Origin of the sequence: Dickeya poaceiphila (genome assembly GCF_007858975.2) — a bacterium.
Classification (GTDB): Bacteria; Pseudomonadota; Gammaproteobacteria; order Enterobacterales; family Enterobacteriaceae; genus Dickeya; species Dickeya poaceiphila.
Genome location: NZ_CP042220.2, coordinates 4,176,835 through 4,203,034 on the forward strand (window position 1 = coordinate 4,176,835; position 26,200 = coordinate 4,203,034).

The 26,200-nt window shown below is 60.0% G+C and carries 24 protein-coding genes; 9 read left to right on the plus strand and 15 right to left on the minus strand.

Going from position 1 to position 26,200, the window contains the following annotated elements:
* From dgcA to Dpoa569_RS18820, 8 genes are all read left to right on the plus strand, one after another.
* On the plus strand, positions 1 to 966 hold the full coding sequence (gene dgcA / locus Dpoa569_RS18785) for an N-acetyl-D-Glu racemase DgcA (protein WP_042873471.1): 966 nt from the start codon (positions 1 to 3) through the stop codon (positions 964 to 966).
* A gap of 20 nt (positions 967 to 986) precedes the next feature.
* Complete coding sequence (locus Dpoa569_RS18790) at positions 987 to 2,885, plus strand: ABC transporter ATP-binding protein (protein WP_042873474.1); 1,899 nt, start codon at positions 987 to 989, stop codon at positions 2,883 to 2,885.
* A gap of 229 nt (positions 2,886 to 3,114) precedes the next feature.
* The gene (locus tag Dpoa569_RS18795) at positions 3,115 to 4,671 is read left to right on the plus strand and encodes a glutathione ABC transporter substrate-binding protein (RefSeq protein ID WP_042873477.1); all 1,557 of its coding nucleotides are present in this window, start codon (positions 3,115 to 3,117) and stop codon (positions 4,669 to 4,671) included.
* A 17-nt stretch (positions 4,672 to 4,688) separates the two neighbouring features.
* Positions 4,689 to 5,609, plus strand: coding sequence for an ABC transporter permease (locus Dpoa569_RS18800; RefSeq protein WP_042873480.1), 921 nt, complete (start codon positions 4,689 to 4,691; stop codon positions 5,607 to 5,609).
* An 8-nt stretch (positions 5,610 to 5,617) separates the two neighbouring features.
* Entirely contained in the window at positions 5,618 to 6,520 is a 903-nt protein-coding gene (locus tag Dpoa569_RS18805) for an ABC transporter permease subunit (protein WP_042873481.1), read from the plus strand.
* A gap of 11 nt (positions 6,521 to 6,531) precedes the next feature.
* The gene (locus Dpoa569_RS18810) at positions 6,532 to 7,587 is read left to right on the plus strand and encodes a DmpA family aminopeptidase (protein WP_042873484.1); all 1,056 of its coding nucleotides are present in this window, start codon (positions 6,532 to 6,534) and stop codon (positions 7,585 to 7,587) included.
* A gap of 31 nt (positions 7,588 to 7,618) precedes the next feature.
* The gene (locus Dpoa569_RS18815; RefSeq protein WP_042873486.1) at positions 7,619 to 8,440 is read left to right on the plus strand and encodes a M55 family metallopeptidase; all 822 of its coding nucleotides are present in this window, start codon (positions 7,619 to 7,621) and stop codon (positions 8,438 to 8,440) included.
* 30 nt (positions 8,441 to 8,470) lie between these two features.
* Positions 8,471 to 9,445, plus strand: coding sequence for an isoaspartyl peptidase/L-asparaginase family protein (locus Dpoa569_RS18820; RefSeq protein WP_042873488.1), 975 nt, complete (start codon positions 8,471 to 8,473; stop codon positions 9,443 to 9,445).
* On the opposite strand, the gene Dpoa569_RS18825 is transcribed toward Dpoa569_RS18820, so the two are convergent.
* The 15 genes from Dpoa569_RS18825 to Dpoa569_RS18895 form a co-directional block, all read right to left on the minus strand.
* Positions 9,421 to 10,722 (minus strand): HlyD family secretion protein, encoded by a 1,302-nt coding sequence (locus Dpoa569_RS18825; RefSeq protein WP_050569515.1) that lies wholly within the window; start codon positions 10,720 to 10,722, stop codon positions 9,421 to 9,423. The two genes, Dpoa569_RS18820 and Dpoa569_RS18825, sit on opposite strands and share 25 nt — an antisense overlap.
* Entirely contained in the window at positions 10,715 to 12,163 is a 1,449-nt protein-coding gene (locus tag Dpoa569_RS18830) for a TolC family protein (protein ID WP_227983219.1), read from the minus strand. The genes Dpoa569_RS18825 and Dpoa569_RS18830 overlap by 8 nt, the downstream gene beginning before the upstream one ends.
* A 19-nt stretch (positions 12,164 to 12,182) precedes the next feature.
* Positions 12,183 to 13,400, minus strand: coding sequence for an ABC transporter permease (locus Dpoa569_RS18835; protein WP_050569516.1), 1,218 nt, complete (start codon positions 13,398 to 13,400; stop codon positions 12,183 to 12,185).
* Positions 13,393 to 14,097, minus strand: a complete 705-nt coding sequence (locus tag Dpoa569_RS18840) for an ABC transporter ATP-binding protein (RefSeq protein ID WP_042873492.1) — start codon at positions 14,095 to 14,097, stop codon at positions 13,393 to 13,395. The genes Dpoa569_RS18835 and Dpoa569_RS18840 overlap by 8 nt, the downstream gene beginning before the upstream one ends.
* A gap of 96 nt (positions 14,098 to 14,193) precedes the next feature.
* The gene (locus Dpoa569_RS18845; RefSeq protein WP_042873494.1) at positions 14,194 to 14,961 is read right to left on the minus strand and encodes a hypothetical protein; all 768 of its coding nucleotides are present in this window, start codon (positions 14,959 to 14,961) and stop codon (positions 14,194 to 14,196) included.
* Positions 14,962 to 14,987: 26 nt separating this feature from the next.
* The gene (locus Dpoa569_RS18850; protein ID WP_042873496.1) at positions 14,988 to 15,755 is read right to left on the minus strand and encodes a hypothetical protein; all 768 of its coding nucleotides are present in this window, start codon (positions 15,753 to 15,755) and stop codon (positions 14,988 to 14,990) included.
* A 26-nt stretch (positions 15,756 to 15,781) separates the two neighbouring features.
* On the minus strand, positions 15,782 to 16,540 hold the full coding sequence (locus Dpoa569_RS18855; RefSeq protein WP_042873499.1) for a hypothetical protein: 759 nt from the start codon (positions 16,538 to 16,540) through the stop codon (positions 15,782 to 15,784).
* Positions 16,541 to 16,566: 26 nt separating this feature from the next.
* On the minus strand, positions 16,567 to 17,325 hold the full coding sequence (locus Dpoa569_RS18860; protein ID WP_042873501.1) for a hypothetical protein: 759 nt from the start codon (positions 17,323 to 17,325) through the stop codon (positions 16,567 to 16,569).
* A gap of 126 nt (positions 17,326 to 17,451) precedes the next feature.
* The gene (locus tag Dpoa569_RS18865; RefSeq protein ID WP_042873503.1) at positions 17,452 to 17,922 is read right to left on the minus strand and encodes a hypothetical protein; all 471 of its coding nucleotides are present in this window, start codon (positions 17,920 to 17,922) and stop codon (positions 17,452 to 17,454) included.
* A 267-nt stretch (positions 17,923 to 18,189) separates the two neighbouring features.
* Positions 18,190 to 19,701, minus strand: a complete 1,512-nt coding sequence (locus tag Dpoa569_RS18870) for a serine hydrolase domain-containing protein (RefSeq protein ID WP_042873504.1) — start codon at positions 19,699 to 19,701, stop codon at positions 18,190 to 18,192.
* Positions 19,698 to 20,438, minus strand: coding sequence for an ABC transporter ATP-binding protein (locus tag Dpoa569_RS18875; RefSeq protein WP_042873507.1), 741 nt, complete (start codon positions 20,436 to 20,438; stop codon positions 19,698 to 19,700). Before Dpoa569_RS18875 ends, Dpoa569_RS18870 begins: the two co-directional genes overlap by 4 nt.
* 28 nt (positions 20,439 to 20,466) lie before the next feature.
* On the minus strand, positions 20,467 to 21,297 hold the full coding sequence (locus Dpoa569_RS18880; RefSeq protein WP_042873509.1) for an ABC transporter ATP-binding protein: 831 nt from the start codon (positions 21,295 to 21,297) through the stop codon (positions 20,467 to 20,469).
* Positions 21,298 to 22,200 carry a nickel transporter permease gene (gene nikC / locus Dpoa569_RS18885; RefSeq protein WP_042873511.1) on the minus strand — a complete coding sequence of 301 codons (903 nt, stop codon included), beginning with the start codon at positions 22,198 to 22,200 and terminating at the stop codon, positions 21,298 to 21,300.
* A complete protein-coding gene (locus Dpoa569_RS18890) occupies positions 22,197 to 23,207 on the minus strand; it encodes an ABC transporter permease (protein WP_042873513.1) in 1,011 nt (336 codons plus the stop codon). Before Dpoa569_RS18890 ends, nikC begins: the two co-directional genes overlap by 4 nt.
* Complete coding sequence (locus Dpoa569_RS18895; protein ID WP_042873514.1) at positions 23,207 to 24,802, minus strand: ABC transporter substrate-binding protein; 1,596 nt, start codon at positions 24,800 to 24,802, stop codon at positions 23,207 to 23,209. Before Dpoa569_RS18895 ends, Dpoa569_RS18890 begins: the two co-directional genes overlap by 1 nt.
* Positions 24,803 to 25,002: 200 nt before the next feature.
* On the opposite strand from Dpoa569_RS18895, the gene Dpoa569_RS18900 reads away from it, so the two are divergent.
* A complete protein-coding gene (locus tag Dpoa569_RS18900) occupies positions 25,003 to 26,085 on the plus strand; it encodes a dipeptidase (protein WP_042873516.1) in 1,083 nt (360 codons plus the stop codon).
* Positions 26,086 to 26,200 lie beyond the last annotated feature (115 nt).

Consider the following 26,200-nt stretch of genomic DNA (forward strand, 5'->3'; position numbering starts at 1 on the left):
ATGCGACAGATGCAAATTGAAACCGTAGAACTGCCGCTGGCCCGTCCGTTCGCCATTTCCCGCGGCACCCGTACCGCGGTTACTGTGGTGCGGGTCACGCTGGAAGAACACGGCTTTATTGGCCGGGGGGAATGCACCCCTACGGCGCACTATCAGGAAACCGCCGACAGCGTGACGCGCCAGTTGGAAAACGTACGTCAGGCGGTGGAAAACGGCATTGGTCTGGAAGCACTGCAACAGTCGTTGCCGCCGGGATCGGCGCGTAACGCGTTGGACTGCGCTCTGTGGCGGCTCAATGCCGCGCTTGCCAGACAAACGCTGTGGCAGCACCTCGCCATTGAGCCGCCGCAGTCGATCATTACCGCTGAAACCCTGAGTCTCGACAGCGTGGAAAACATGGCGAACGCCGCCAAAGACGCGGTTTCTCGTGGCGCGCTGCTGCTGAAAATCAAACTCGACCGGGAACAGATTCTGGAAAAGGTGGCGGCGATTCGCCAGTCCGCGCCCGACGTGACGCTGATTGTCGATGCCAACGAAGCCTGGGGTGGACTGGCGCTGGAACCGCTGTTGCATCAGCTGGCCGCGTATCGCATCGCCATGGTGGAACAACCGCTGCCCGCCGGGCAAGACAGTGCGCTGGCGACCTTTAAACACGCCCTTCCGGTGTGCGCCGACGAAAGCTGCCACCACCGTAGCGACATCGCCGCGCTGTGCGACCGCTACGAGATGATCAACATCAAGCTGGACAAGTGCGGTGGGCTGACCGAAGCGCTGGCGATGGTGACACAGGCGCGTCAGTACGGCCTGCGCATCATGGTGGGCTGTATGCTCGGCTCCTCGCTGGCAATGGAAGCCGCCATGCCGGTGGCGCTGGCGGCTGAACACGTTGACCTGGACGGCCCTATCTGGCTGGCAGCCGACAGTTCACCGTACCTGACCTATAAACGTGGCCGCATCTGGCTGTGACAGAACCTACCGGAGTGACCATGACGGATACCACCTCAACCGCAATCCCGGCGGCGACCGTGTCCAACCCGGCACCGCAACCGGTGCTGGAGATAGACGACCTGAGCATTAGCTTCAGCGGTCGCTCCGGCACCCATCTGGCGCTCAAGGGCGTCTCTTTCAGCCTCAACAAAGGGGAAGTGGTCGCCGTGGTCGGCGAGAGCGGTTCCGGCAAGTCGGTCACCTCGCTGACGGTCATGGGGCTGCTGGCGGCGTCTGCCCGCATTGAACGTGGCTGCATCCGCTTTACCGATAGTTCCGGTCGCCGCCACGATCTGCTGACCCTGAAGGATGACGCTCGTCGCCGCCTGCGTGGCCGCGACATGGCGATGATCTTTCAGGAGCCGATGACCTCGCTCAACCCGGTGCTGAAGGTGGGCGATCAACTCACCGAGGCGCTGCTGGACCACCAGATGTGCGATGCCGCCAGCGCCGACCGTAAAGCACGCGAGCTGCTGCGCAAAGTGCGCATCGCCGACATCGACCGGGTGATGAACAGCCACCCGCACTCGCTGTCCGGCGGGATGCGTCAACGGGTGATGATTGCTCAGGCGCTGGCCTGCGACCCGCAGTTACTGATCGCCGACGAACCCACCACCGCGCTGGATGTGACGGTGCAGGCGCGCATCCTGCAAATCCTGCGCGACCTGCAACGCCAGAGCAACATGTCGGTGTTGTTCATCACCCACGATATGGGCGTGGTGGCGGAAATCGCTGACCGCGTGGTGGTGATGTACCGCGGCGAGGTGGTGGAACAAGGCACGGTCGAGGAGATTTTCAACCGCCCACAGCACGACTACACCAAGGCACTGTTGGCAGCGGTGCCTCGACTGGGCGATATGCGCGACAGCGCCTGGCCTAAGCGCTTCCCACTGCTGGGACAGCAAAACGCGACGGCAGAGCCGGATCACATGACCGCACGTTATGACGCCCCGCCGCTGCTCGATATCCGTGGCCTGAAAGTGTACTACCCGATACGCAGCGGCATTCTCTCTTCCGTCACTCATCGGGTACATGCGGTGGAGCAAATTGATTTCGCCGTCTGGCCGGGGGAAACGCTGGCGATCGTCGGCGAATCCGGCTGCGGCAAATCCACCACCGGGCGGGCATTGTTGCGTCTGGTGGAAAGCCAGACCGATAGCCTGTTGTTTGACGGGCAGGAGATTGCTGGCCTGCACAACCGCGATTTCCAGCCGCTGCGCCGCAAAATGCAGATGGTGTTTCAGGACCCCTATGCCTCGCTCAACCCGCGTCTGACCGTCGGCTTCACCATCGCCGAGCCGCTGCTGCTGCACGGGCTGGTGAAATCGCTGGAAGAGGCCACGCCACAGGTGCAGGCGCTGCTGAAAAGCGTCGGTCTGCAACCGGAACACGCGCAACGTTATCCGCACGAATTTTCCGGCGGCCAGCGCCAGCGTATCGCCATCGCCCGCGCCATGGCGCTGCACCCTCAGGTGATCATTGCCGACGAAGCGGTATCGGCGCTCGATGTGTCGATTCAGGCGCAGGTGGTCAACCTGATGATGGATTTACAGCAGAAGACCGGCGTGTCGTGGATTTTCATCTCCCACGACATGGCTGTGGTGGAACGCATCGCCAACCGCGTAGCGGTGATGTACCTCGGTCAGATTGTGGAAATCGGCCCGCGCCAGTCGGTGTTCAACAACCCGCAGCATCCGTATACCCGACGCCTGCTGGCGTCGGTGCCGATAGCCGACCCAGGCCGCCGCTATACACGCGAGCTGGACGACAGCGAAATCCCCTCGCCGCTGCGCAAGGCGAACGAGGTGGTAGAAAAAGCACGTTACCGCGAAGTCGCTCCGCACCATTGGGTAAGTGAAGCCGGGCTTGAGCCATCCGTCAGTAGCAGTAAACCGTAGTAATAAGTAGTGAACCGAGTAATTAGTGAACCAGGTAAGTAGTAAACCAGGTAAGTAGTAAAACGTAATACCGTCCAACACCAGGGACACCTCACTGCCCGTGGGCAGTCATCGCGTCAGCAATGTACTGATCGTGATGAAAATTAAGCAGTAATAAAAAACCAGTAATAAAAACAATAACCGAAAGCAGCACAACAACCAGCAACACACACCATTTACAGGAGACACCATGAAATCGTTACTACACGCAGTAACTTCACGTCGTTCCGCCGTCGCGCTTGGGCTGTCATTGTGTCTGGCCGCTGCGGCTCAGGCTCAGGATCTGCGCATTTCCATCTATGCCGACATCACCGGGCTGGACCCGCACGACACCTCGGATACCCTGAGTTACTCCATCCAGAGCGGCATCTTTGAACGTTTGTTCCAGTTCGATGAGCAGATGAAACTGGTGCCGCAACTGGCGACCGGTTACACCGGCAACGCCGATGCCACCGAATACACCATCACGCTGCGCGAGGGCGTAACCTTTCAGGACGGTACGCCGTTCAACGCCGACGCGGTAAAAGCCAACCTTGATCGTCTGGCTGACCAGAGCAAAGGACTCAAGCGCAACAGCCTGTTCAATATGATCAAGAACGTGACGGTGTTGTCGCCGACACAGGTAAAAATCGAGCTGAATAAATCCTTCGGTGCGTTTATCAACACCCTGGCGCACCCGTCTGCGGTGATGCACAGCCCGGCGGCGTTGCAACAGTACCCGGACGAAACCCAGTTGCGCGTACACCCGGTCGGCACCGGTCCGTTCAAGTTTGTCGAATGGCAACAGGGCAAAGACGTCAAACTGACCAAATACGACAACTACTGGCAGAAAGGCTGGCCGAAAGTTGATAACGTCACCTTCTACCCGTCGCCGGAAGACGCCACCCGCGTCGCATCGCTGAAATCCGGCCAGTCCGACGCTATCTATCCGCTGCCGTCCGATCTGGTAAAAACCGTTGAAGATGACGCCAAACTGGCTATCCAGCGCGACCCCAGCATCTATCTGTTCTATATGGCTATCAACACCCAGCACGGACCACTGAGTGATGTGCGGGTACGTCAGGCGCTGAACTTCGCCATCAACCGTACTATCTGGCTGAAAGTCGGTTTTGCCGGCATGGGCCTGCCTGCCGCCTCTGCCATGGCATCGCGCGTACAGTTCTTTGCCAGCCAGAGCGAGCCGAACTATAGCTATAGCCCCGCTAAAGCGAAGGAACTGTTGAAAGAAGCCGGTTACGAAAAAGGGCTGGAACTAAAACTGTGGACCACCAACCGTACCGACTATATTCGCAGCGCCCAGTTCTTCAAACAGCAGTTGGAGCAGGTCGGTATTAAAGTCACCGTCACCCCAATGGACTCCGGCGCACGCAACGAAAAACTGTTCGGCGTGAAAGACCCGAAACAGGCTGAATTCGACCTGTACTACGGCGGCTGGTCACCTTCTACCGGCGATGCCGACTGGGCGCTGCGTCCGCTGTTCGCGACAGAATCCTGGGTGCCGAAAGCTTACAACGTCTCTTACTACAGCAACCCGGATGTGGACAAGGCTATCGTCGCCGGTCTGGCGACCTCGGATAACAGCAAACGTGCTGCCGCGTATGCCGATGCTCAGAAACTGATCTGGAAAGACGCGCCGGTGGTGTTCCTGGGCGTGCCGGACAACCTGGTGGGTAAAGTGAAAAATCTGTCTGGCGTTTACATGCTGGCGGACGGTTCGCTGATCTTCGATCAGGCTGAGTTCAAGTAATCGCACAGGGGATCGCCATGTTTGCTTATATCGTCCGACGTTTGCTGGAAATGATCCCGGTTTTGCTGGTGATCTCCCTGTTGGTGTTCGGTTTTATCAAGCTGTTGCCGGGTGACCCGGCACGGATCTATGCCGGCCCCGACGCCCCCATCGAGGCGGTGGAAGCCGCCCGTGAGCGTTTGGGGTTGAACGATCCGCTGCCGCAGCAGTACCTCAACTGGCTGGCCGGGTTGGTACACGGTGATCTTGGTATCACCTACCGTACCCAGCAGCCGGTGTTGAGCGTCATCCAGAAAAGTTTTCTGCCGACACTGTGGCTGGCGCTGGCCGGTTTCGTCTGGTCGGTGATCCTCGGCCTGCTGATCGGCGTGTTTGCCGCCCTTAAACGCGGCAAATGGCAGGACTGGTCGCTGATGAGCCTGGCCGTAGGCGGCATCTCAATGCCGCCGTTCTGGCTCGGCCTGCTATTAATCCAATTCGTCGCCATGCCGTTCGGCGTGTTCTCCGTCAGCGGTTACAACAAACCCGCCGACATCATTCTGCCGGCGCTGACGCTGGGGGCCTCGGTGGCCGCCGTGATGGCGCGCTTTACCCGCTCGGCGTTTCTGGAAGTGATGCAGGAAGATTATGTCCGCACCGCCCGCGCCAAAGGGCTGCGTCAGCGGCTGATCGTCTGGAAACACGTGATGCGCAATGCGCTGATTCCGGTTATCACCATGCTTGGGTTGCAGTTCGGTTTTCTGCTGGGCGGCTCAATTGTGGTGGAAAGCGTATTCAACTGGCCGGGGCTAGGCTGGTTGTTGATAGAGTCCATCAAAACGCAGGATCAACCAGTAATTCAGGCGCTGGTGATGCTGTTCGTGTTTGAATTTATCCTGATTAATCTGCTGGTTGACCTGCTGTACGCCGTGGTGAACCCGGCCATTCGCCTGCGTTAGGAGCTGCGATGAACACTTCTCAAGAGCCGACCGCGGCGACCTCTTCCGCCCTGAACGACAACGCGATTCGTTCACCGTGGCGCGATTTTCTGCACGCGTTTATCCGTAACCCGATGGCGCTGGCCTCCGGCGGTTTTGCTCTATTGCTGGTACTTGTTGCGGTGTTCGCCCCCTGGCTGGCACCGTGGAACCCGATGGAGCCGGACTGGATGGCGCTCGGCGCAGCGCCTTCCGCCGACCACTGGATGGGCACCGACGATCTGGGCCGCGACGTGATGAGTCGCATTATTTACGGCGCACGCATTTCGCTGTACATCGGTATTGTCTCCGTCACGCTGGGTATGGTGGCGGGCATCGCCCTCGGCTTGCTGGCGGGCTATTATGGCCGCACTATCGACATGCTGATCATGCGCGGCTGCGACGTGCTGTTCGCGTTCCCCGGCATGTTGCTGGCGATTGCGGTGGTGGCAATCCTCGGCCCCGGTCTCAATAACGTGATTATTGCGGTAGCGGTATTCAGCGTGCCGGTGTTCGCCCGCATTGTGCGTGCCTCTACGCTCTCACTCAAACAGGCGGCCTACGTTGAAGCCGTCCGCTGCGCCGGCGCGCCGGACCGGGTGATTCTGCTGCGTCATATTCTGCCGGGTACGCTGCCGAATGTGATTGTGTATTTCACCATGCGTATCGGCACCAGCATCCTGACCGCCGCCGGGCTGAGTTTCATCGGCCTGGGGCCAGAGCCGGACGTGCCCGAATGGGGCAACATTCTGGCGATGAGCCGCAGCATGATGATGGCAGGCCAATGGCACGTCAGCGTATTTCCCGGTTTAGCTATTTTCTGCACCGTGCTGGCCTTTAACCTGCTGGGCGATGCGCTGCGCGACACGCTGGACCCGAAACTAAAAAGCTAAGCGAAAAGACCATGACACCTTATCAACAGGCGCAACTGATACCGCTGCTGCAACGCTGGCGGACAGAGCGGCAACTCGGCACGCCGCGCCTGCCCTGCGGCCCGCATAATCGCCTGAGCGACGTACCCGGCGTGCGGGTCGGCCATGCGACTCTGGCCGAGGGCGAGATTCAGACCGGCGTCACCGCCATCCTGCCGAACAGCGACAACCTGTTTACACAACCGTTGCCCTGCGGCGCGGCGGTGCTCAACGGCTTCGCCAAACCGGTGGGGCTGGTGCAGATTGAAGAACTGGGACAATTACAAACCCCCATCCTGCTCAGCAACACCCTGTCAGTCGGCACACTGTTCACCACGCTGGTGCGCGACGCGATTGGCCGCAATCCCGAACTGGGCCGCCGTTTGCCGACCGTCAATCCGCTGGCGCTGGAGTGCAACGACGGCTGGCTTAACGACATTCAGGCGCTGGCGGTGACCGAAGCGATGGCACGCGCGGCGCTGGATAGCGCCACGGAGGATTTCGCCCGCGGCAGCGTCGGCGCCGGGCGCGGCATGAGCTGCTTCGCGCTCAAAGGCGGCATCGGCACCGCCTCCCGGCGGATTCCCGCGCTAAACGCCACCCTTGGTATACTGGTACTGGCCAATTTCGGCACGCTTTCGGCCCTGACGTTAGACGGCGTGCAGGTGGGTGAAGCCATTGCGCCGCTGCTGCCGGAACTGACGCCCCAGCGTGATGCCGGTTCCATCATCATTATTATGGCGACCGACGCCGCGCTTGATGCCCGCCAGTTGACCCGCATCGCCCGCCGTGCCGGTGCTGGTCTGGGGCGACTCGGCAGCTATTGGGGTCACGGCTCCGGCGATATCGCCGTCGCCTTTTCTACCCAACCGACGCCACAGCCGCCGGAAGACGCACAGCTGGAACCGCTGCTCAACGCCGCCGCCGATGCTACCGAACACGCGGTGCTGGATGCGCTGTTACAGGCTGAGGCCGTCACCGGTTTTCGCGGCCACCATCGCCCGGCCCTGACACAGATACTGGACCGTCTGGCACAAGATTTCGCATAACCGCCTGAGAACAGGCGATAAGGACGCTGACATGAAAGTATTTATTTCTGCGGATATCGAAGGCATCGCGGGTGTAATGCGCCCGGAACAGTGCAGCCCCGGCACGCCGGAACACCAGATCGCGCGCGGGCTGATGGAGCAGGAAGTGAACGCCGCCATCGAAGGCGCGTTTGCCGGAGGCGCCAGCGAGGTGGTAGTGGCCGACAGTCATGCCGCCATGACCAACCTGCGCGCTGAACATATCGACCCACGCGCCCGGCTGGTGCAGGGCAAACCGCGCGGTTTGTCGATGGTGGAAGGGCTGCAACAGCAGCAATTCGATGGCCTGATGTTTATCGGCTACCACAGCGCCGCCGGAGAACATGGCGTGCTGGCGCACACCATTAATGGCCGGGCGTTCTACCGGGTGCGCATCAACGGCGAAGTGATGGGCGAAAGCGACATCTACGCCGCGGCTGGCGCTGAACTCAACACCCCGCTGTGGCTGGTCAGTGGCGACGACACACTGCAAAGCTGGATCAACCGCTACTACCCGGCAGCCAACTACGCCTGCGTGAAACGCGCCATTTCTCAGACCGCGGCAGAATCGCTCAGCCCGGAAGCCGCGCGCAACGCTATCCGGCTGGCGGCGACGCAAGCGGTGCAACAGGCGCATAAAGAAACCACTACCCGTTTGCAGCCGCCGTATGAACTGGAGCTGATGGTCGCCAAACCGGTGCTGGCAGACCTGTTCTGCCTGATTCCGGGCGTCATCCGCAAAGACGCGGTCACCGTGGGCTATCAGTCGCCCACCATCGCGCCAGTCATCAGCCTGCTGGGCGCCTTTTCCTATCTGGCGACCACGCAGAATTAATGCCCTGAACATTAAGGAAGTACATCCAGGATGAAACCGGTTATTGTAATTCATGGCGGCGCGGGTGCGCTCAGCCGCACCGCGATGGACAGCGAAAAAGAACAACGCTATCGCGCCGCGTTGCAGGCGATTGTCACCTGTGGGCAGGAGATTCTGGCTGCCAACGGCAGCGCGCTGGATGCCGTCACCGAAGCCGTACGTTTGCTGGAAGAGTGCCCGTTGTTCAATGCCGGCAAAGGTGCCGTGTTTACCCACCGTGGCACCCACGAACTGGACGCCAGCATCATGGATGGCCGCTCGCTGGAAGCGGGTGCTATTGCCGGGGTTAACCACATCCGCAATCCGATTCTGGCAGCCCGTGCGGTGCTGGAGTGCAGTCCGCACGTGATGTTCACCGCAGAAGGCGCAGAAGCATTCGCCCGTGAGCAAGGGCTGGAGATGGTCGAGCCGGATTTTTTCTCTACTGATGAACGCTACCAGCAGTTGCTGAAAGCACAGGCAGGTGATGGAAAGATCCTGCTGGATCACGACGGTGAACGCCAGATGCAGGGCGCCGATCCGCTCGATCCGGATCGCAAATTCGGTACGGTCGGCGCCGTGGCGCTGGACGCCGCCGGTAATCTGGCAGCGGCGACCTCCACTGGCGGCATGACCAACAAACGCGCCGGACGTGTCGGCGACTCCCCCATCATCGGCGCCGGCTGCTACGCCAACAACCGCACCGTCGCCGTCTCCTGTACCGGCACCGGCGAAGTATTTATGCGAACCGTCGCCGCCTATGACGTCTCGGCGCTGATGGAATACGGCAATCTGCCGCTGTCGCAGGCCGCTGATAATGTCGTGATGAAAAAAGTGCTGGCGCTGGGCGGCAGCGGCGGGCTTATCGCCGTTGACCATCAGGGCAATATCGCACTGCCGTTTAACAGCGAAGGCATGTACCGCGGCTACGGTTACATCGGCGAGGAAGCGGTAGTGGGGATTTACCGGGAAGGAAGCTGCACATAACCGGTTAGCCCCTGTGCTTCCAGACCCTGTATTTCCACGCCCTGCAACACCGACTGACCAGGCGTGACAGGCACGTTGACGACAGCAGCCTGCGGCGTTGCACGATAACGTACGTAACGCCGGCCCTGTTCATCGGTCTGTATCGCCTGTGGCGCAACGGCAATCCCCTGCTCATTGCGATACAAAATCACCGCCAGCCGGGCGCTCATGCCAAGGCGCACTGGCTGACTGCGTTCTGACAGCGGACTGTCAATGGCAACCACCACATCGTAATACGCTCCGGTACCTTGCCCTTCCGTGGCATTGGTCTGCATGGCGATAGTAGCGATATGCCCATCCAGCACCTGCCCGGCAAAACCATCGCCGCTAATTTGTACTGGCATACCTTCTCGTAACAGATGCAGATCCGTTTCTTCTACCCGCGTCAGCACCTCAAAGTGATCCTGCCCGATAACCGTCAACAGCGGGACTCCCGGCGTCACCGCGATGCCCGGTTGTACCATCATCGGTTTGTTGCTCTGTGGCGTGGCCGCTCGCACAATAAACCCCGCTACCGGGGCGACGACGTCACGCCGTGCATACATCGCCTCCAGCGTCTGATAACGCGACTGCGCGTTAAGCAGCTCCATCTCGGCAATCTTGCGCTCTTCTCCCTGCCCACGAGCCAGTATCGCCGTCAATTCTTCTTGTGCGCTGATCACATCCTGACGCTGGGTGCTCACCTGCTGCATCAGTGTGTCAACCTCCATGCGAGCGACAATACCCCGTGCGAACAGCGCCTGCGTATCACGCAAACTGGCCTCGGTCTGGCTAAGCGACTGTCTGGCATGGCTTAACGCACGCCGTGCACGGGCCACGTCGGTACTGCTGTCCCATTGGCGTAATTGTTGTACCTCGCGCTGCACCTTCAGTACGTCGGCCTCGGCCTGCCGCATCTGAATGACCAGCTGTGCCGGGTCCAGCGTCAGCAAGATTTGTCCTTTCTCAACCTGCTGCCCTTCTTGTACCCGCACCTCACGAACCACGCCTTCAAATGGGGCTGTCAGCGTGATGCGCGTCGCCGCCTGAATTTGCCCGACCAGACCCAGCTGGGTTTCCAGACGCTGTGGCGCAATGGGCACCCAGCGTTCCGATGCCGCTGTTGCCGTTAAGTCTGACGGCGGCGTCCACCACCGCCAGAGCACAACAAGCAGCGCTATTACCAGCAGGATGGTCAGGAACCTTGCGATACCGCCTGATGGCAGCGCCCACTGTTTAGGTGTCAAAAATTTAATCATTTAACGCGATATCCCAACTTTCCAGTGTGGTGCCAAGCGTTTGGTCCAGCATCGCCTGCGCATTCAGGTAGCTAATCAACGCATTGAGTCGTGCATTTTCCGCATTGCGCAAATCGTTTTCGAAACTCAGTACCTGAAAGTTGCTGGAGCGGCCAGCCGTCAGCTTTTCCCGCTCTATTTCCAGCTTACGGCGCGACAAATCGCGGGCGCGCTGGGCGATTTCAAACTGACGCCAGCGCACCCCGATAGCCCTGACCGCGTTAGTCACATCGCGCTCAAGTTGCTGGCGCGCTTCTGCCAGTTGCAACGCCTGATTGCGTACCCTGACCTGTGCCTGAATATCCGCCTGCTGGCGGCTCATATCCCCAATCGGGATATCTACCTGCACCCCAACATAGTTTTCCCAGGTGCGCGAATGGCCGCTCACGGTATTGCTGTCGCTCACCTGACTGCGCCCCCCCACCAGCGACACATCCCACAACCGCTCGTTACGCGCCACCGTCAGATTGATCTGAGCCTGTTCCGCGCCAATCAATTGGCTCAGATAAGTCGGCTGAGATGCCTGCGCCTGCCTGAGCGCCTGAGCGGCATCGACATCAATACGCGATGCCTGCATGGCATCCGTCGCCACAATCGGCGTGTTCAGGCCAAGAGCCAGCAACTGCAATAGCGCCAGCCGGCTGGTCTCCTGCTGATTACGCGCCTCTTCATAACTGAGTTCCTGAGTGGCGACTTCGGCTTCGGTTTGCACTATCTCAAATTCCGCCATCCGGCCTGCGGCAATCATCGCCCGGTTGACATCCAGCAGTTGCCGCGCCCGTTCCAGTGCATCCTGTGCTATCTGCACCTGTTCTTGCGCCCGCAGTAAATCACGATACGCGATGATGACCTGGGTGATCGTCTGCGAGACGGTCGATTTCAGGCCCAGCCGGTTCATCTGCTCCGTCAGTTGCGCCAGCCGCACCGGCGCGGCGGCAACATCCCGGCCTGCGCCACGCAGTAGTGGCTGGATAACGGAAATATTCGCGCCATCGTTACGCGATACCCCGGCGACATCCGCCTGCGTATGGCGTACGGTCCAGCCCAGGCTCATGCGCGTACCGTAGGGCGTAAGCAAGGTGGAGGTGGGCGTCAGGCTGCCCTGTCGATAACTATCCGCCTGATTTCGCGCCGACAAATAGCTGCCACTGAGCGCCAGCTTGGGGGTAAAACGGTCTTCAGCCACCCGCAGATCAAATTTCTGCGCCACCCGGTCAAGGTAGGCGCTGCGAATAGCGCGGTTATCACGTAGCCCAAGATAGATCGCGTCACTGAGTGTCAGTTCAATACGCTGGGCATTCGGCAAAGCGTTGGCTGAGAATGACGAGGAGCCTGCACGGGTTGCCTGCGACGGGTTCAGGGCCGCCGCGGCAAAGCCTGCAGGAACAGTCAGCAACACCATCAGCGATAACAGGCGCACATTATTCATCACGCAGCGCCCTGACAGGTTGCAGACGGGCCGCCGCCAGCGCCGGATTCAGGCCAAAAAACAGCCCAGCCAGCACCGAGCTGCCCACGCCCAATAACAACGAGAGTGGTGCAAAGACAAACCCCGCCCAGCCGGAAACCACCACAAACAGCCAGGCCGCCCCCACTCCGGCCAGCGCGCCCAGCAGCGCCCCCGCGGTAGTCAGAGCGACAGCTTCCAGCAGGAACAGACTGGCGATGTCGCGGGGCCGGGCGCCCAACGCCATTCGCACCCCTATTTCCCGGCGACGTTCGGCCACATTCATGAGCATGACGTTCATCACCCCCACCCCGCCGACAATCAGAGAGATGCCGCCCAGCCCCGCCAGCAGCCAGGAAAACAGGCGCGACTGCTGCGCAATGCCTGCCAGCAGTTGCTGTGGAATTTGCACCTCGATTTGCTGGCCCGGCAGTAACAACTGAAGTTGCGACCGCACTTGAGAGGCGACCTGTTCCAGCGTTTCGCCAGACCGGTTGCGCATCAACACAGTGTTGATGTTGGGCGCAGGAATCAGACGACTCATCCCCTCGATGGGCACCAGAATGCTGTCATCAACCGAAACCGTCAGCAAAGGATTCTGCCCACGGGGTTGTAAAATGCCGACCACCTGAAAGAGATAGCCCCCCAGTTGTACTCGCGTGCCGGGAACCACCTGTACCCCTTTGGCCGCCAGTTCATCCACCAGATGGGCGCCGATGACCGCATGGGTACTGTGCGCATCAAACGCGCTTAGAAAACGCCCCTGCGCCAGTTGCAAATCCAGTACCGATGACAAAGCAGGGTTGACCCCTGCCAGCACGGTGTTGACGCTGCGCCCTCCAATGCGTGACGCCATTGAGGTGATAATCAGCGCCGAGGCGGCGCGGATATCCGGCACCGCCTGCGGTAACGCTGCCATATCCGGCAATGTCGCCGGATAGACCGGCATCTGGCGACCAACCGGCACTTGCACCGTCGCTACCAGCAGGTCGCTGCCCATATTCCGGAATACCGCCATCGCCTGCGCTTCGGCATTGTGACCAATATTAATCAGCGCCACTACCGCACCACATCCCACCGCAATCCCTGACAATGCCAGCACCGCACGCCGCCCAAGCAGGCGCAAGCTCTCCAATGGTTCACTCAACTGTTGGCGCAAAGAAGGGCCATACGCCGACAACCGCTCACGCATCACTCTGCTCCCAAATACGGCCATCGCGCACCTGAATACAGCGCTGCATACGCCCGGCTACGCTGTTATCGTGCGTCACCATCACCAACGTCACGGCCTGCTCACGATTAAGCGTTAACAGCAGGTCGATAATCTCTTGTGCGGTTTGGCTATCGAGATTGCCGGTCGGCTCATCGGCCAGCAGCAGTGCCGGTTCGCCTGCCAGCGCACGGGCTATCGCCACACGCTGACGCTGCCCACCGGATAAGTCAGCCGGGCGATGATGATAACGCCCGGTCAACCCAACACGTGCCAGTTGCTCACACGCCCTCTGCCGCGCCAACGGGCGAGCCACACCGCGGTAGTACAGCGGCAGGGCAACATTGTCCTGAAGGGTGAGCCGGGGCAGCAGGTTAAAACTTTGGAACACGAATCCGATAGCCTGATTACGCATCACTGCCCGTTCATCGGCGCTCGCTTGCGTCATATCATTACCCGCCAGCCACAGGCGGCCAGAAGTGGGTTGGTCCAACAACCCGATGATGTTCAGTAAGGTGCTTTTACCCGAACCCGATGCGCCGATGATGGCGCAGGATTGTCCTTTGGGAATAGACAATGAGACATCATGCAGTACAGGTTGCACCGCCGATGTCCCTGCCGCATAGGCATAAGTGATGTGTTCTAAACAAAGAGAATCCGTTGTGCCAGCCTCAGGCATCCTGTCCTTTATCCTTTTACTATTCCCGCGCGTTTCCCCGTAACCGTAACCGCCGCTCAGGCATTTGGCAAATCAATACAAGCAGATATCAGCGTATCAACCGAGACGGGGTGTCGCTTTCGCCTGCTCCGCCCGTAGCGCCAGCGCGTTCAGTAACGGGCGCAGCGCCTCCTGCTGCCGGGTGATATCATCATCACTGCCGCCCTGCTGGATTAGCGTCATCAGTTGCGAGGCATAGCCATCCGGCAGTTGCGCTTCTTCTATCGCCGGCAGCGACTGGTAGTGATCCAGTATTGATTTATAGGTACTGGCCGATACCCGTCCTTTACTGTTGTATTCCTCCATTATTCTGGCAACGGCTGCTCGCTTCCATGCCTGATTCTGATCATAAGATTCCTGCCAGGCGGCGCGGCGCTCATTAACGGTAAACGCCCCGCTGTCGTCATAGGTGATCAACGCCAGTTGCTCACGGGACAGGCCTTTAAACGGATTGGGTCCTTTACCATTCGCAAAATCGGTGGCCTGCTTTGCCTGCGCCAGCCGCTGCGGGTCCGCTGAATCCGGCACCTCGGCGTCATAGGCGTCTTTATTCTGGTTGTAACCGGGTCCCAGCAGTTTATCGAGGGTCGCATCGGCTATCGCCGCCAGACCACGCCGGTCAGTGCCGGCATCGCGTGCCGCGGCGCGTATAGCCGCCTCACTGAGCAGCCGCGCCATACCGGAAAGCTGCGCCCCGCCATTGCCGGGTGCCTGTGCGGCGCTCGCCGGTTCACCGGTGACGGGTGCCGCCGCTGACGGGCGGGCCGGCGCGGTAGCCTGACCATACGCCGCCGCAGCGGAATTCAGGGTGTGAATAGTGGTCATAAGACGTCGCTCCTGTCCATCGGCTGTCAGGGCTGGGTCACAGTCGCTTTCGCCTGCTCCGCCCGCAGCGCCAGCGCGTTCAGTAACGGGCGCAGCGCCTCCTGCTGCCGGGTGATATCATCATCACTGCCGCCCTGCTGGATCAGCGTCATCAGTTGCGAGGCATAGCCATCCGGCAGTTGCGCTTCTTCTATCGCCGGCAGCGACTGGTAGTGATCCAGTATCGATTTATAGGTACTGGCCGATACCCGTCCTTTGCGCTCATCTTCCTCATTCATTTTGGCAATTACCGCATGTTTCCATGCCTCTTCCTGGTCATACGCTTCTCTCCAGGCAGCCCGACGCTCATTAACGGTAAACGCCCCGCTGTCGTCATAAGTGATCAGCGCCAGTTGCTCGCGGGACAGACCTTTAAACGGATTGGGTCCTTTACCATTAAGCAGATCAGTAGCCTGCTTTGCCTGCGCCAGCCGCTGCGGGTCCGCTGAATCCGGCACCTCGGCGTCATAGGCGTCTTTATTCTGGTTGTAACCGGGTCCCAGCAGTTTATCGAGGGTTGCATCGGCTATCGCCGCCAGACCACGCCGGTCGGTGCCGGCATCGCGGGCCGCAGCGCGTATCGCCGCCTCACTGAGCAGCCGCGCCATACCGGAGAGCTGCGCCCCGCCATTGCCGGGTGCCTGCGCGGCGTTCGCCGGTTCACCGGCGCCGGGCGCCGCCGCTGACGGGCGCGCCGGCGCGGTAGCCTGACCATACGCCGCCACGCTGGAATTCAGGGTGTTAATGGTGGTCATAAGACGTCGCTCCTGTCCGTCCGCTGTCACGTGGTCGCTTTCGCCTGCTCCGCCCGCAGCGCCAGCGCGTTCAGTAACGGACGCAGCGCCTCCTGCTGCCGGGTGAGAGCATCATCACTGCCGCCCTGCTGAATTAGCGTCATCAGCTGCGAGGCATAGCCACTCGGCAACCGAGCTTCTTCTATCGCTGGCAGCGACTGGTAGTGATCAAGCATCAATTTATAGGTACTGGCCGATACCCGCCCTTCGCGCTCATCTTCCGCTTTCATTTTGGCAAACATTGCTTCGCTCCAAGCTTTTTCCCGGTAATATGTTTCTTCCCAGGCGGCCCGGCGCTCATTAACGGTAAACGCCCCGCTGTCGTCATAGGTGATCAGCGCCAGTTGCTCGCGGGACAGGCCTTTAAACGGATTGGGTCCTTTACCATTAAGCAGATCAGTAGCCTGCTTTGCCTGCGCCAGCCGCTGCGGGTCCGCTGAATCCGGCACTTCGGCGTCATAGGCGGCCTTGTTCTGGTTGTAACCGGGTCCCAACAATTTATCGAGGGTCGCATCGGCTATCGCCGCCAGACCACGCCGGTCAGTGCCGGCGTCGCGTGCCGCGGCACGTATCGCCGCCTCACTGAGCAGCCGCGCCATACCGGAGAGCTGCGCCCCGCCATTGCCAGGTGCCTGTGCGGCGTTCGCCGGTTCACCGGCGCCGGGCGCCGCCGCTGACGGGCGGGCCGGCGCGGTAGCCTGACCATACGCCGCAGAAACAGAATTCAGGGTATTGATAGTGCTCATAAGACGTCGCTCCTGTCCGTCCGCTGTCACGTGGTCGCTTTCGCCTGCTCCGCCCGCAGCGCCAGCGCGTTCAGTAACGGGCGCAGCGCCTCCTGCTGCCGGGTGATATCATCATCACTGCCGCCCTGCTGGATCAGCGTCATCAGTTGCGAGGCATAGCCATCCGGCAGTTGCGCTTCTTCTATCGCCGGCAGCGACTGGTAGTGATCCAGTATCGATTTATAGGTACTGGCCGATACCCGTCCTTTGCGCTCATCTTCCTCATTCATTTTGGCAATCACCGCCAGCTTCCATGCCTGATTTTGGTCATACGACTCCTGCCAGGCAGCGCGACGTTCATTAACGGTAAACGCCCCGCTGTCGTCATAGGTGATCAGCGCCAGTTGCTCGCGGGACAGGCCTTTAAACGGATTGGGTCCTTTACCATTCGCAAAATCGGTGGCCTGCTTTGCCTGCGCCAGCCGCTGCGGGTCCACTGAATCCGGCACTTCGGCGTCATAGGCGTCTTTATTCTGGTTGTAACCGGGTCCCAGCAGTTTTTCGATAGTCGCATCGGCTATCGCCGCCAGCCCACGCCGGTCAGTGCCGGCGTCGCGGGCCGCAGCGCGTATCGCCGCCTCACTGAGCAGCCGCGCCATACCGGAGAGCTGCGCCCCACCATTGCCAGGTGCCTGCGCGGCGTTCACCGGTTCACCGGCAACGGGCGCCGCCGCTGACGGGCGGGCCGGCGCGGTAGCCTGACCATACGCCGCCACGCTGGAATTCAAGGTATTGATAGTGGCCATAATCTGCTCCTGTTAATACCATTATATCGGTTGCAAGGTTTGGCATAACGCCCCCTGTTCACCAGAGAACAGGGGTTGCCCCGCTCCGTCACATAGTGCTCAGGAGCAAGGCAACCACCGCAAGGGTTACTTCATTGTGAACTCAACGCTCCACGCATAGGTGGAGAGGTTCTGTGACGTGATGGTGGCGTTACATACCGCGCCATCGCTGGCTTCAGCATTTTTGGTCCACTTCGGAACCTTGGCGATGGTGCCGGTGAACAACCCACCGGGAATGACGGTGTTGACAAAGGTGGTGCTGAAAACGCAGGTTTTTCTGCCAATGGTGTAACGCACCACCGCCGCATTAACATCCGGGCTGAGCATATTTTGTACCCGATAGTTATCAAAGCCCTGAGAAGAAACAGTAGTATCAGGCTTCGGACTGGCAATCGCATCCGTGCTGATCTCATTGTTGGTAAGCGGTTTATAGGTTGCTATCTCATTACTTAAATTCTTAAACGTAATGCTCACCGCAGGCCCGGCATAGGCGGCTTGTGCCGTAAACATCATTGCTGCGGCAATCACCGTTCCCAGAATCTTTGTTTTGCTTAACATATTAATAGTTTCCATGTGTTGACATTGTCTTTGTCGCAGAGCGGCGTTAACGCGGCGCTCTGCCCGGTCTACAGCACAGGCTGTAAATCCTTTCCCGGCCACTTTGCAACCGACGTCCTCCATGAAACAGACCCCGTATTACGCAAAGTCCCTTTAAATCAGCAACAGTAAATCACTGACAATGTTAACGACCAGAACACTGGAAACTTTAGTGTTTTTTATGTATTAGCGGTTTCATTAATCACCACGGTGAGCACGGCAGCACCTTCACCCGCGCTGATACCGCACCACCCGGCTGCGATTCAGTAACAGCGTCAGGTAGCCGTTTTGCACCAGCAACGAGAACCGTTTTTCCCACGGGCCATCCTGCACCGTGGCAAGCGCGCGGCCATTACCGAGCGGTTGCAACAAGCCGGTGATCGCTGCCGGACCAGGGCCCATCACGATGCGATTGCCGTCAATCACCAGTTCGCTGCGGGTATCCGGCCAGTGCCAGCGGCCTTGCAGTTGTGCCACGCTGTTATCGGCTTCCACCGGCAGAAAGCGGCACCGCGCGTGGCCGATTTCTCCGGCTATCGCTATACCATGCTGGCGCAGCGTCATCGGCAGATGGCTGGACAGCGACACCGCCACGCCCGGTTCCTCGCCGTGATACAGGGTTTCGGTCGCCCCCAGCCAACAGGCACCCGGCCCTTTCACCTCCAGCCAGTGCCCGCCCTGCTCCGCCACGTACAGCCCCGGCGTCAGGCTGTGGCCGCGCGTGGGCAACGGCTGGCCCAGCAGCGCCGACATCACCCGCAGCACGCTGTCGTAGGTGGCGACATCTTCGCGGTTAGCGACCAGCGCTACCCCCGCCTGTGATACCGGGTCGAGCAGGAAGTAACTCTTGTAACCGGCGTGAGAGCCGCCGTGCCCTACCAGTTGTGCCGAGCCGATGCGGCTGTGCGCCACGCCCAACCCGTAACCGGTGACGCGGCCATCGCTCAGGCAACGCGGCTGGGACAATCGCGCCAGCACCCCTTCGCCCGGACCCTGATTCATCAGCAGCGCTTGCAGCCAGACGGTCAGATCGTGCACGCTGCCGGTGACACAACCGGAGGTGGACAAATGCAGCCCGGCGCAGGATAACTGCCAGCCCTGCGGCGCTCGCCAGTAGCCCGGCACCAGTCCGGGCACGATATCAAACCAGGTTTCCGGCGCACTGAGGGCAATTCCCAACGGCTGGTTGATGTGCCGGCGCAGCAGGTCGGCAAAATAAATTCCCCTGGCTTTCAGCGCCTCTTCCACCAGCCGGTAGCCGGTGTTGGTATAGGAGATCTCGCGGCCTGCCGGGTAGTTCAGCGCACCGTTCTCCGCCAGAAACGCCAGCAGGCTGTCAGCCGAGGTGGCGTTGTACACCGATAACCCCAGCAGCGACAGGCTTTCGCGCACATCCGGCAGGCCGGAGGTCATGTCCAGCGCCTGCCCGACCGTCACCTGACCGTTTTCACCAGTCAGTTGCGGCAGATGTTGGTCGAGACGGTCAGTCAGCGCCAGCGCCTGACTGGCCGCCCCCGTCACCAGTGAGGCAAACAGGTGCTTGGTGACCGAGGCGAAACGCACCACGCTCTGGGTGGTAAACGGGGTGTTCTGCGCCAGATCCGCCAGCCCACCGCAGCTGGCGGCACGAATCTGCTCGCCGTCAAACAGCGTTATCGCGCCGCCCGGCTCGCCGGGTTGATGCCAGGATTGCGTAATCGTTCGCGCTTCATCAATGGCGCGCTGCCAGTGTAACGTCATGCCGGTTCCTCCAGCGTCATGCTTAAATCGTACAGTTCTGCGGTGTGGGGATGATGCAGGTTGCGCGCCCGCAAGTCTTCCACGCTGAGCTGTTCCACCATCTCACCCTGCTGCATCACACCGACGCGCTGGCACAAATGGGCCACCACCGCCAGATTGTGGCTGACCATGATATAAGTCAGCCTGCGCGCCAGACGCAGGTCTGTCAGCAGGTTGAGGATTTCCGCCTGCACCGACACATCCAGCGCCGAGGTCGGTTCATCCAGCAGCAGTACTTCCGGTTCGGCGATCAGCGCACGGGCAATCGCCACCCGCTGGCGCTGGCCGCCGGAGAGCTGGTGGGGAAAGCGGAAACGTGCCGCAGCGGGCAAGCCCACTTCGTCCAGCGCCTGAGTAATACGTCGTTCGGCGTGATCGAAGCGGTGCACCAGCAGCGGCTCATGCAAAATACGGTCAATGGTCTGGCGCGGATGCAGCGATCCGTACGGGTCCTGAAACACCATCTGTACCTGACGGAAAAAGCGGCGATCCCGCCGCGCTGACTGTGCCATGCCGCCAAATTCGATGCGGCCCTGCCACTGGGTATTCAACCCGGCCAGCGCCCGCAAAATAGTGGACTTGCCGGAACCGCTTTCGCCCACCATGCCGAAGCTGTCGCCGTTCTCCAGCGCGAAAGACACCCCTTTCACCACCTTAAGGCTACCGAAAGCGATGCACAGGTTTTCTACGTTAATCATTAGCGCCACCTATCATTTGTGCCACCCATTATGCGTTCCGCCAGGCGGGATCGCGCTGCAACACCGGCAGCCAGGCACGCGGATGTTTCAACGACGGCAGGCACGCCAGCAACCCCTGTGTATACGGATGCTGTGCCTGTAACAGTTCGCTAGCTCTGAGTACTTCGACGATCCGCCCGGCGTACATTACCGCGACCCGATCACAAAAGTGCGACACCAGCGGCAGATCGTGACTGATCAGAATAAGCCCCATACCGCGTTGCGACACCAGATAGTCGATCAAACACAGGATCTCCGCCTGCACGGTGGCGTCCAACGCCGAGGTGGGTTCATCGGCAATCAGCAGTTCCGGGTCCGGCGCCAGCATCATGGCGATCATCACCCGTTGCCCCATACCGCCCGATACCTCATGCGGATAAGATTTCGCTACCCGCTGCGGGTCACGAATACGCACCTGATTGAGCAGGTCGATGGCGGCGTCCATCGCCGCACGGCGGCTGCCGCCTTTGTGTTCGCGCCAGGCTTCCGCCACCTGCTGGCCGATGGTCATCACCGGGTTCAGCGAATACTTCGGGTCTTGCAGGATAAAACCGACCCGCTTGCCGCGGATCTGGCGCAGCGTTTTCTCGCTGGCACCGCGCAGATCGATGCCGTCAAAACTCAGCTTGTCGGCCTGCATATGGGCGTTTCCCGGCAGCAGTTGCATCAGGCTACGGGCCGTCAGCGATTTGCCGGAACCGCTTTCGCCGACGATGGCAAACTTCTCTTTGCCGACGCTGAAGCTGACGCCGCGCACCGCCTCAACCGTTTCCGTCCGGTTGGCGAATGCAATACGAAGGTTCTCTATTTCCACCAGCATTTAGCGCTCCTTCGGGTCCAGCACATCACGCAGGCCATCACCGAGAAAGTTGAAGGCCAGCGAAGTAAGGAAAATGGCGATGCAGGGCACCAGCGGCACCCACCAGGCGTTAAACAGGAAACGGCGTGCGGTGGCGATCATCGTGCCCCACTCCGGCGACGGCGGCTGTGCGCCCATACCGAGAAAACCCAGACTGGCGGCGGTGATGATGATAGAACTCATGTCCAGCGTCACCCGCACAATCAGGCTCGGCACGCACAGCGGCATGATGTGGCGCAAAATGATGCGCAGCGGCGCAGCACCCGTCAGGCGGCAGGCAGCGATAAAATCGGTATGACGCAATTGCAGCGTTTCCGCTCGCGCCAGCCGTGCATACGGCGGCCAGGCGGTGAGCGCAATCGCCAGAATGGTGCTTTCCACCCCCGGTTTCAGCGCCGCCACAAACGCCAGCGCCAGCACCAGCCGCGGAAACGCCAGAAAGATATCGGTCAGCCGCATCAGGATTTTATCCAGCCACCCACCGGCATAACCGGCGATACAGCCCACCAGCAGGCCAATGGGCGCGGTCAGCGCCACCACTGCGATCACCATGCCCAGCGTGGTGCGCCCACCGTAGACAATACGGCTGAACACATCACGCCCCAGTTCATCGGTGCCCAGCCAGTGCGCCGCAGACGGCGTGGCCAGCCGGTTAGACAGATTCTGAAAACCGGGGTCGTACGGCGTCAGCCAGGGCGCCGCCAGCGACAACAGCATGACGGTGGCGATAATAATCAACCCGAACATCGCCAGCGGATTGGTGCGAAACCCCAGCCACAGGCGGTAACGCTGCCCCCACACCGCCTGACGGCGTGTGGCGGGCGTTTCGTCGAGCAACCAGGCTCGTGAGACCAAAAAACTCATGTTACGCGGGGATCCAAAAGTCGATAGAGAATGTCAGCCAGCAGGTTCAGCAGTACATAGACCGCCCCCACCAGCAAGGTGGCACCGACCACCGGGTTCATATCTGCGTTGAGCAATGCGGTGGTGAGGTACTGGCCCAACCCCGGCCAGGAGAAGACGTTTTCTGTCACCACCGCGCCTTCCAGCAGCCCGGCGTAGGTCAGCGCCAGTACGGTAACCAGCTGTACCGCCACCGTGGGGAACACGTGCCGCCAGACCACCCGGCGAGACGATAACCCTTTAGCACGGGCGGTGATCACGAACTCGCCGCTAAGCGCATTCAGCATGAAAGTACGGGTCATGCGGGTAATGTAGGCCATGCTGAAATACGCCAGAATCAGCACCGGCTGCACCATGTGCGCCAGCGCATCGCGCAGCGCGTCATAGTCGCCTGCCAGCAGTGAATCCACCGTCAGCAGCCCGGTGACGTGCGGCACCATGTCCTGAAAAATGATGTCCTGCCGCCCCGGCCCCGGCGCGATACCCAGCACCGCATAGAAAATCAGCAGGCTGAGTAACGCCAGCACAAACACCGGCAACGAATGACCCGCCAGACAGATGACGCGAATCACCTGATCGACCCAGCGCCCCTGCCGCACCGCCGCCCACACACCAAGTGGAATGCCGACCAGCGCCGCGACAATGATCGCCGCCGTCGCCAGTTCCAGCGTGACGGGGAAGTAACGGGAAATATCGGTGGTCACCGGGTTAGCGGTCAGCACCGAGCGACCTAAATCGCCGTGCAGCAGTTGGTTCAGGTAGTGACCGTATTGCACCCACAGGGGCTGATCCAGCCCCATTTCCTGACGCACCCGCTCCACCACCGCCTGCGGGGCATTGTCCCCAACGGCGGCCAGCACCGGGTCGGTCGGCATAATCCGGCCAATAAAGAAGGTCAGTACCGATAACCCCAACAGAGTCAACAGCAGGCTGCCGAGCGTACTGCAAAAACGAGTCAGTATCTGCATCAGGCTTTCTTCACCTGCTGGTAGGGCACTTTGCTCAAGACCGTCATGGTGACGCCGCTGAGGTTCTTGCGGCAGGCCAGCGTTTTTTCATCCTGCATCATCAGTGTGAACGGACTCTGCTCGCGGTGGTTGCGTTGCAGGGTTTCGTACAGCGCGATGCGTTTGGCCGGGTCCTGCTCATGCAGCGCCTGTTCGGTCAACTGGTTGAATTTTTCATCCGACCAGTTGCAACGCCACGCCAGCGTACGGTTACGGGCACCCTCACTGTTGTCGGTGTTGATGCAAAACGCTTCGGCGTTGGAGTTCGGGTCAAAATAATCGGCACCCCACGCCGTCAGCGCCAGTTGCTGCTGGCGGGCGCGCATTTTGGTCAGCACCTGACGGTTTTCCGCTGCGATCAGCTTCACCCGAATGCCGATAGCACCCAACTGGGTCTGGATCGCCTGCGCGATATCCGGGTACGGCTGCGCGGAGTAGTGATCCAGCGTGATGTCGAAACCATCTGGATAACCGGCATCCTTAAGCAACGCTTTAGCTTTAGCGACATCCAGGTGGAACGGGTTATCGTCCAGCGCCGCCGGGAAGCCGCCCGGCAGGAAGCTCTGATGAACTTTGTGCGTGAGCGGCAGAATGTTTTTCTGGATGCTGTCGTAGTCCAACGCCCACTTGATAGCCTGCCACACCTGCGGCTTTTTCAGGAATTCGTTGGCGGTATTGCAGGACAACAGCATCACGCTGGCGATGCTCTGGCGCACCAGATGGTAATTGCTGTCGTTCACCAGCGGGCGAATCTGTTCGGTGGTCAGGTTGCGAGCGATATCCACGTCCCCTTTTTGCAGCATCAGCAACTGGGCGGACGGGTCAACGATGTGCTTAATCAGCACGCGTTTAAACGCATTATCTGCCGCGAAGTGATCGTTTTTCTGCAAGATGATGCTTTCACTGGCCTTCCAGCTCACCAGGGAGAACGGGCCGGAACCGGCGCTATTCTGCTTCAGCCATTGGTTACCCAAATCGTCGTTTTGCTGATTCGCCAGTGCGGTCTTTTTCTGCACAATGCTGCCCACCGGGGCCGACAGGCAATACAGCAGGAAGGTTTCCGCCGCCGGTTTGTCGAGGTTTATCATCAGCGTGCTGTCATCTGGTGCGGTAATGTGCTGCTCGACATTGTCTTTGGTAAAGCCGAACTGGTTGATGATGAACGCCGGGCTTTTATCCAGCTTCACCGCGCGTTGCAACGAGAAGGCGGCATCGGCAGCGGTCACCGGCGAGCCGTCGGCAAATTTGGCTTTCGAATTAAGATGGAAAGTGAAGGTCTTGCTGTCGTTGCCAACCTCCCAACTGACGGCCAGATCGCCAATCACCTCTTGCGGGTTGGCCGGATTCGGCATCACCAGACGCTGGTACAGATTACCGATAATCTCAGTACCCACCGCCTCGAACCCTTCCTGCGGGTCAAGACTGGTCATGTTATCAAGCTGCATCGCCATCACCAGCATGGACGGCGGCGTATCGGCAAACGCGGTGTTCAAATTAAGCCAGGACAGCAAAGGCACGCTGGCACAACCGGCAAGAAAACGTCTTCTGGTGACCATTAATCCCCCAAGTGTTTGATTTTAAAATATAATAAAGGATATTTTTTCTTTCTGCGGCTTGACAGACATCGCGGGCGCTGGCTTAAATGATGACGCGGTGAACAAAATTTCTCCGCCGGAATGATCTGCACCAACAGGGCGCACATCAGGTTCCATCTCAGAAAATCATTTTCTTTCAATCCAGTATTGGTACTTCATCCATGTCAGATTCGCCTGTGTCAGACAAGCCGCTTGAGCAACACGCCGCACTCCCTGTCTTTGATGGTCACAACGACGTGCTGTCACGCCTGTGGCGGCTTCATCGCGATAATCCGACCGATGCCTTTCTGAACGGGCCGTCGCAAGGTCACATTGACCTGCCCCGGCTCCGGCAGGGCGGATTCGCTGGTGGCCTGTTCGCCACCTATGTTCCCTCTGCCAACGGTGATGCAACATCCATACCAAACGGTAACGATTCATTAACGACTCCGTCGATGGCGCAGGCGCGTGACATCAGTTTCTGGATGCTCACCACATTGCTGCGCCTCGAAGCGCAGTCCGCCGGGCAACTGCGCATCTGCCGCAGTGTGGCGGAGATCCGCCACTGCATGGCACAGGGCGTGGTAGCCGCGGTGATGCACATCGAAGGCGCCGAGATGCTGGATGCCGAACTGGACCTGCTGGATATTCTTTACGCCGCCGGGCTGCGCAGCCTGGGGCCGCTGTGGAGCCGACCGAATATCTTCGGTCAGGGCGTGCCGTTCCGTTTTCCGTCTTCGCCGGACACCGGCGACGGCCTGACCGACGCCGGGCTGCGGCTGGTACGCGCCTGCAACGCCAAACGCATTCTGGTGGACCTCTCCCACATGGATGAAAAAGGCTTCTGGCAAACGGCGGCGGTTTCCGACGCGCCGCTGGTAGCCAGTCATTCCAACGCTCATGCATTGTGCGCCCAGTCGCGCAATCTGACCGACAACCAACTGGCGGCGATCCGCGAACGCAGCGGCTTTGTCGGCGTCAATTTTGGCACCGCCTTCCTGCGCGCTGATGGCCGCAAAGACCCGTCCGCCACGGTGCAGGAGATCGTCCGTCACGTGGAGTATCTGCTGGAAAAACTGGGCGAAGATGGCGTCGGCTTCGGTTCCGATCTGGATGGCACCACCATCCCCAGCGACCTGAAGGATGTGGCCGGATTCCCCATTTTGGTGCAGGCGCTGGCTGATCGGGGCTACTCACGCACTCTGTTGGAGAAAATCTGTTACGGCAACTGGTTGCGGGTTTTGGAAACCACCTGGGGCGAATAGTCAGCAGACACAACCTGACGCTATCCGACCACGTTTTTCAGAAAAATGGCGTAGTTCTTGCTTGGTTATACGTTGGATCGTGCCCCATCGGGCCGGTCCGGAACACATCACACAA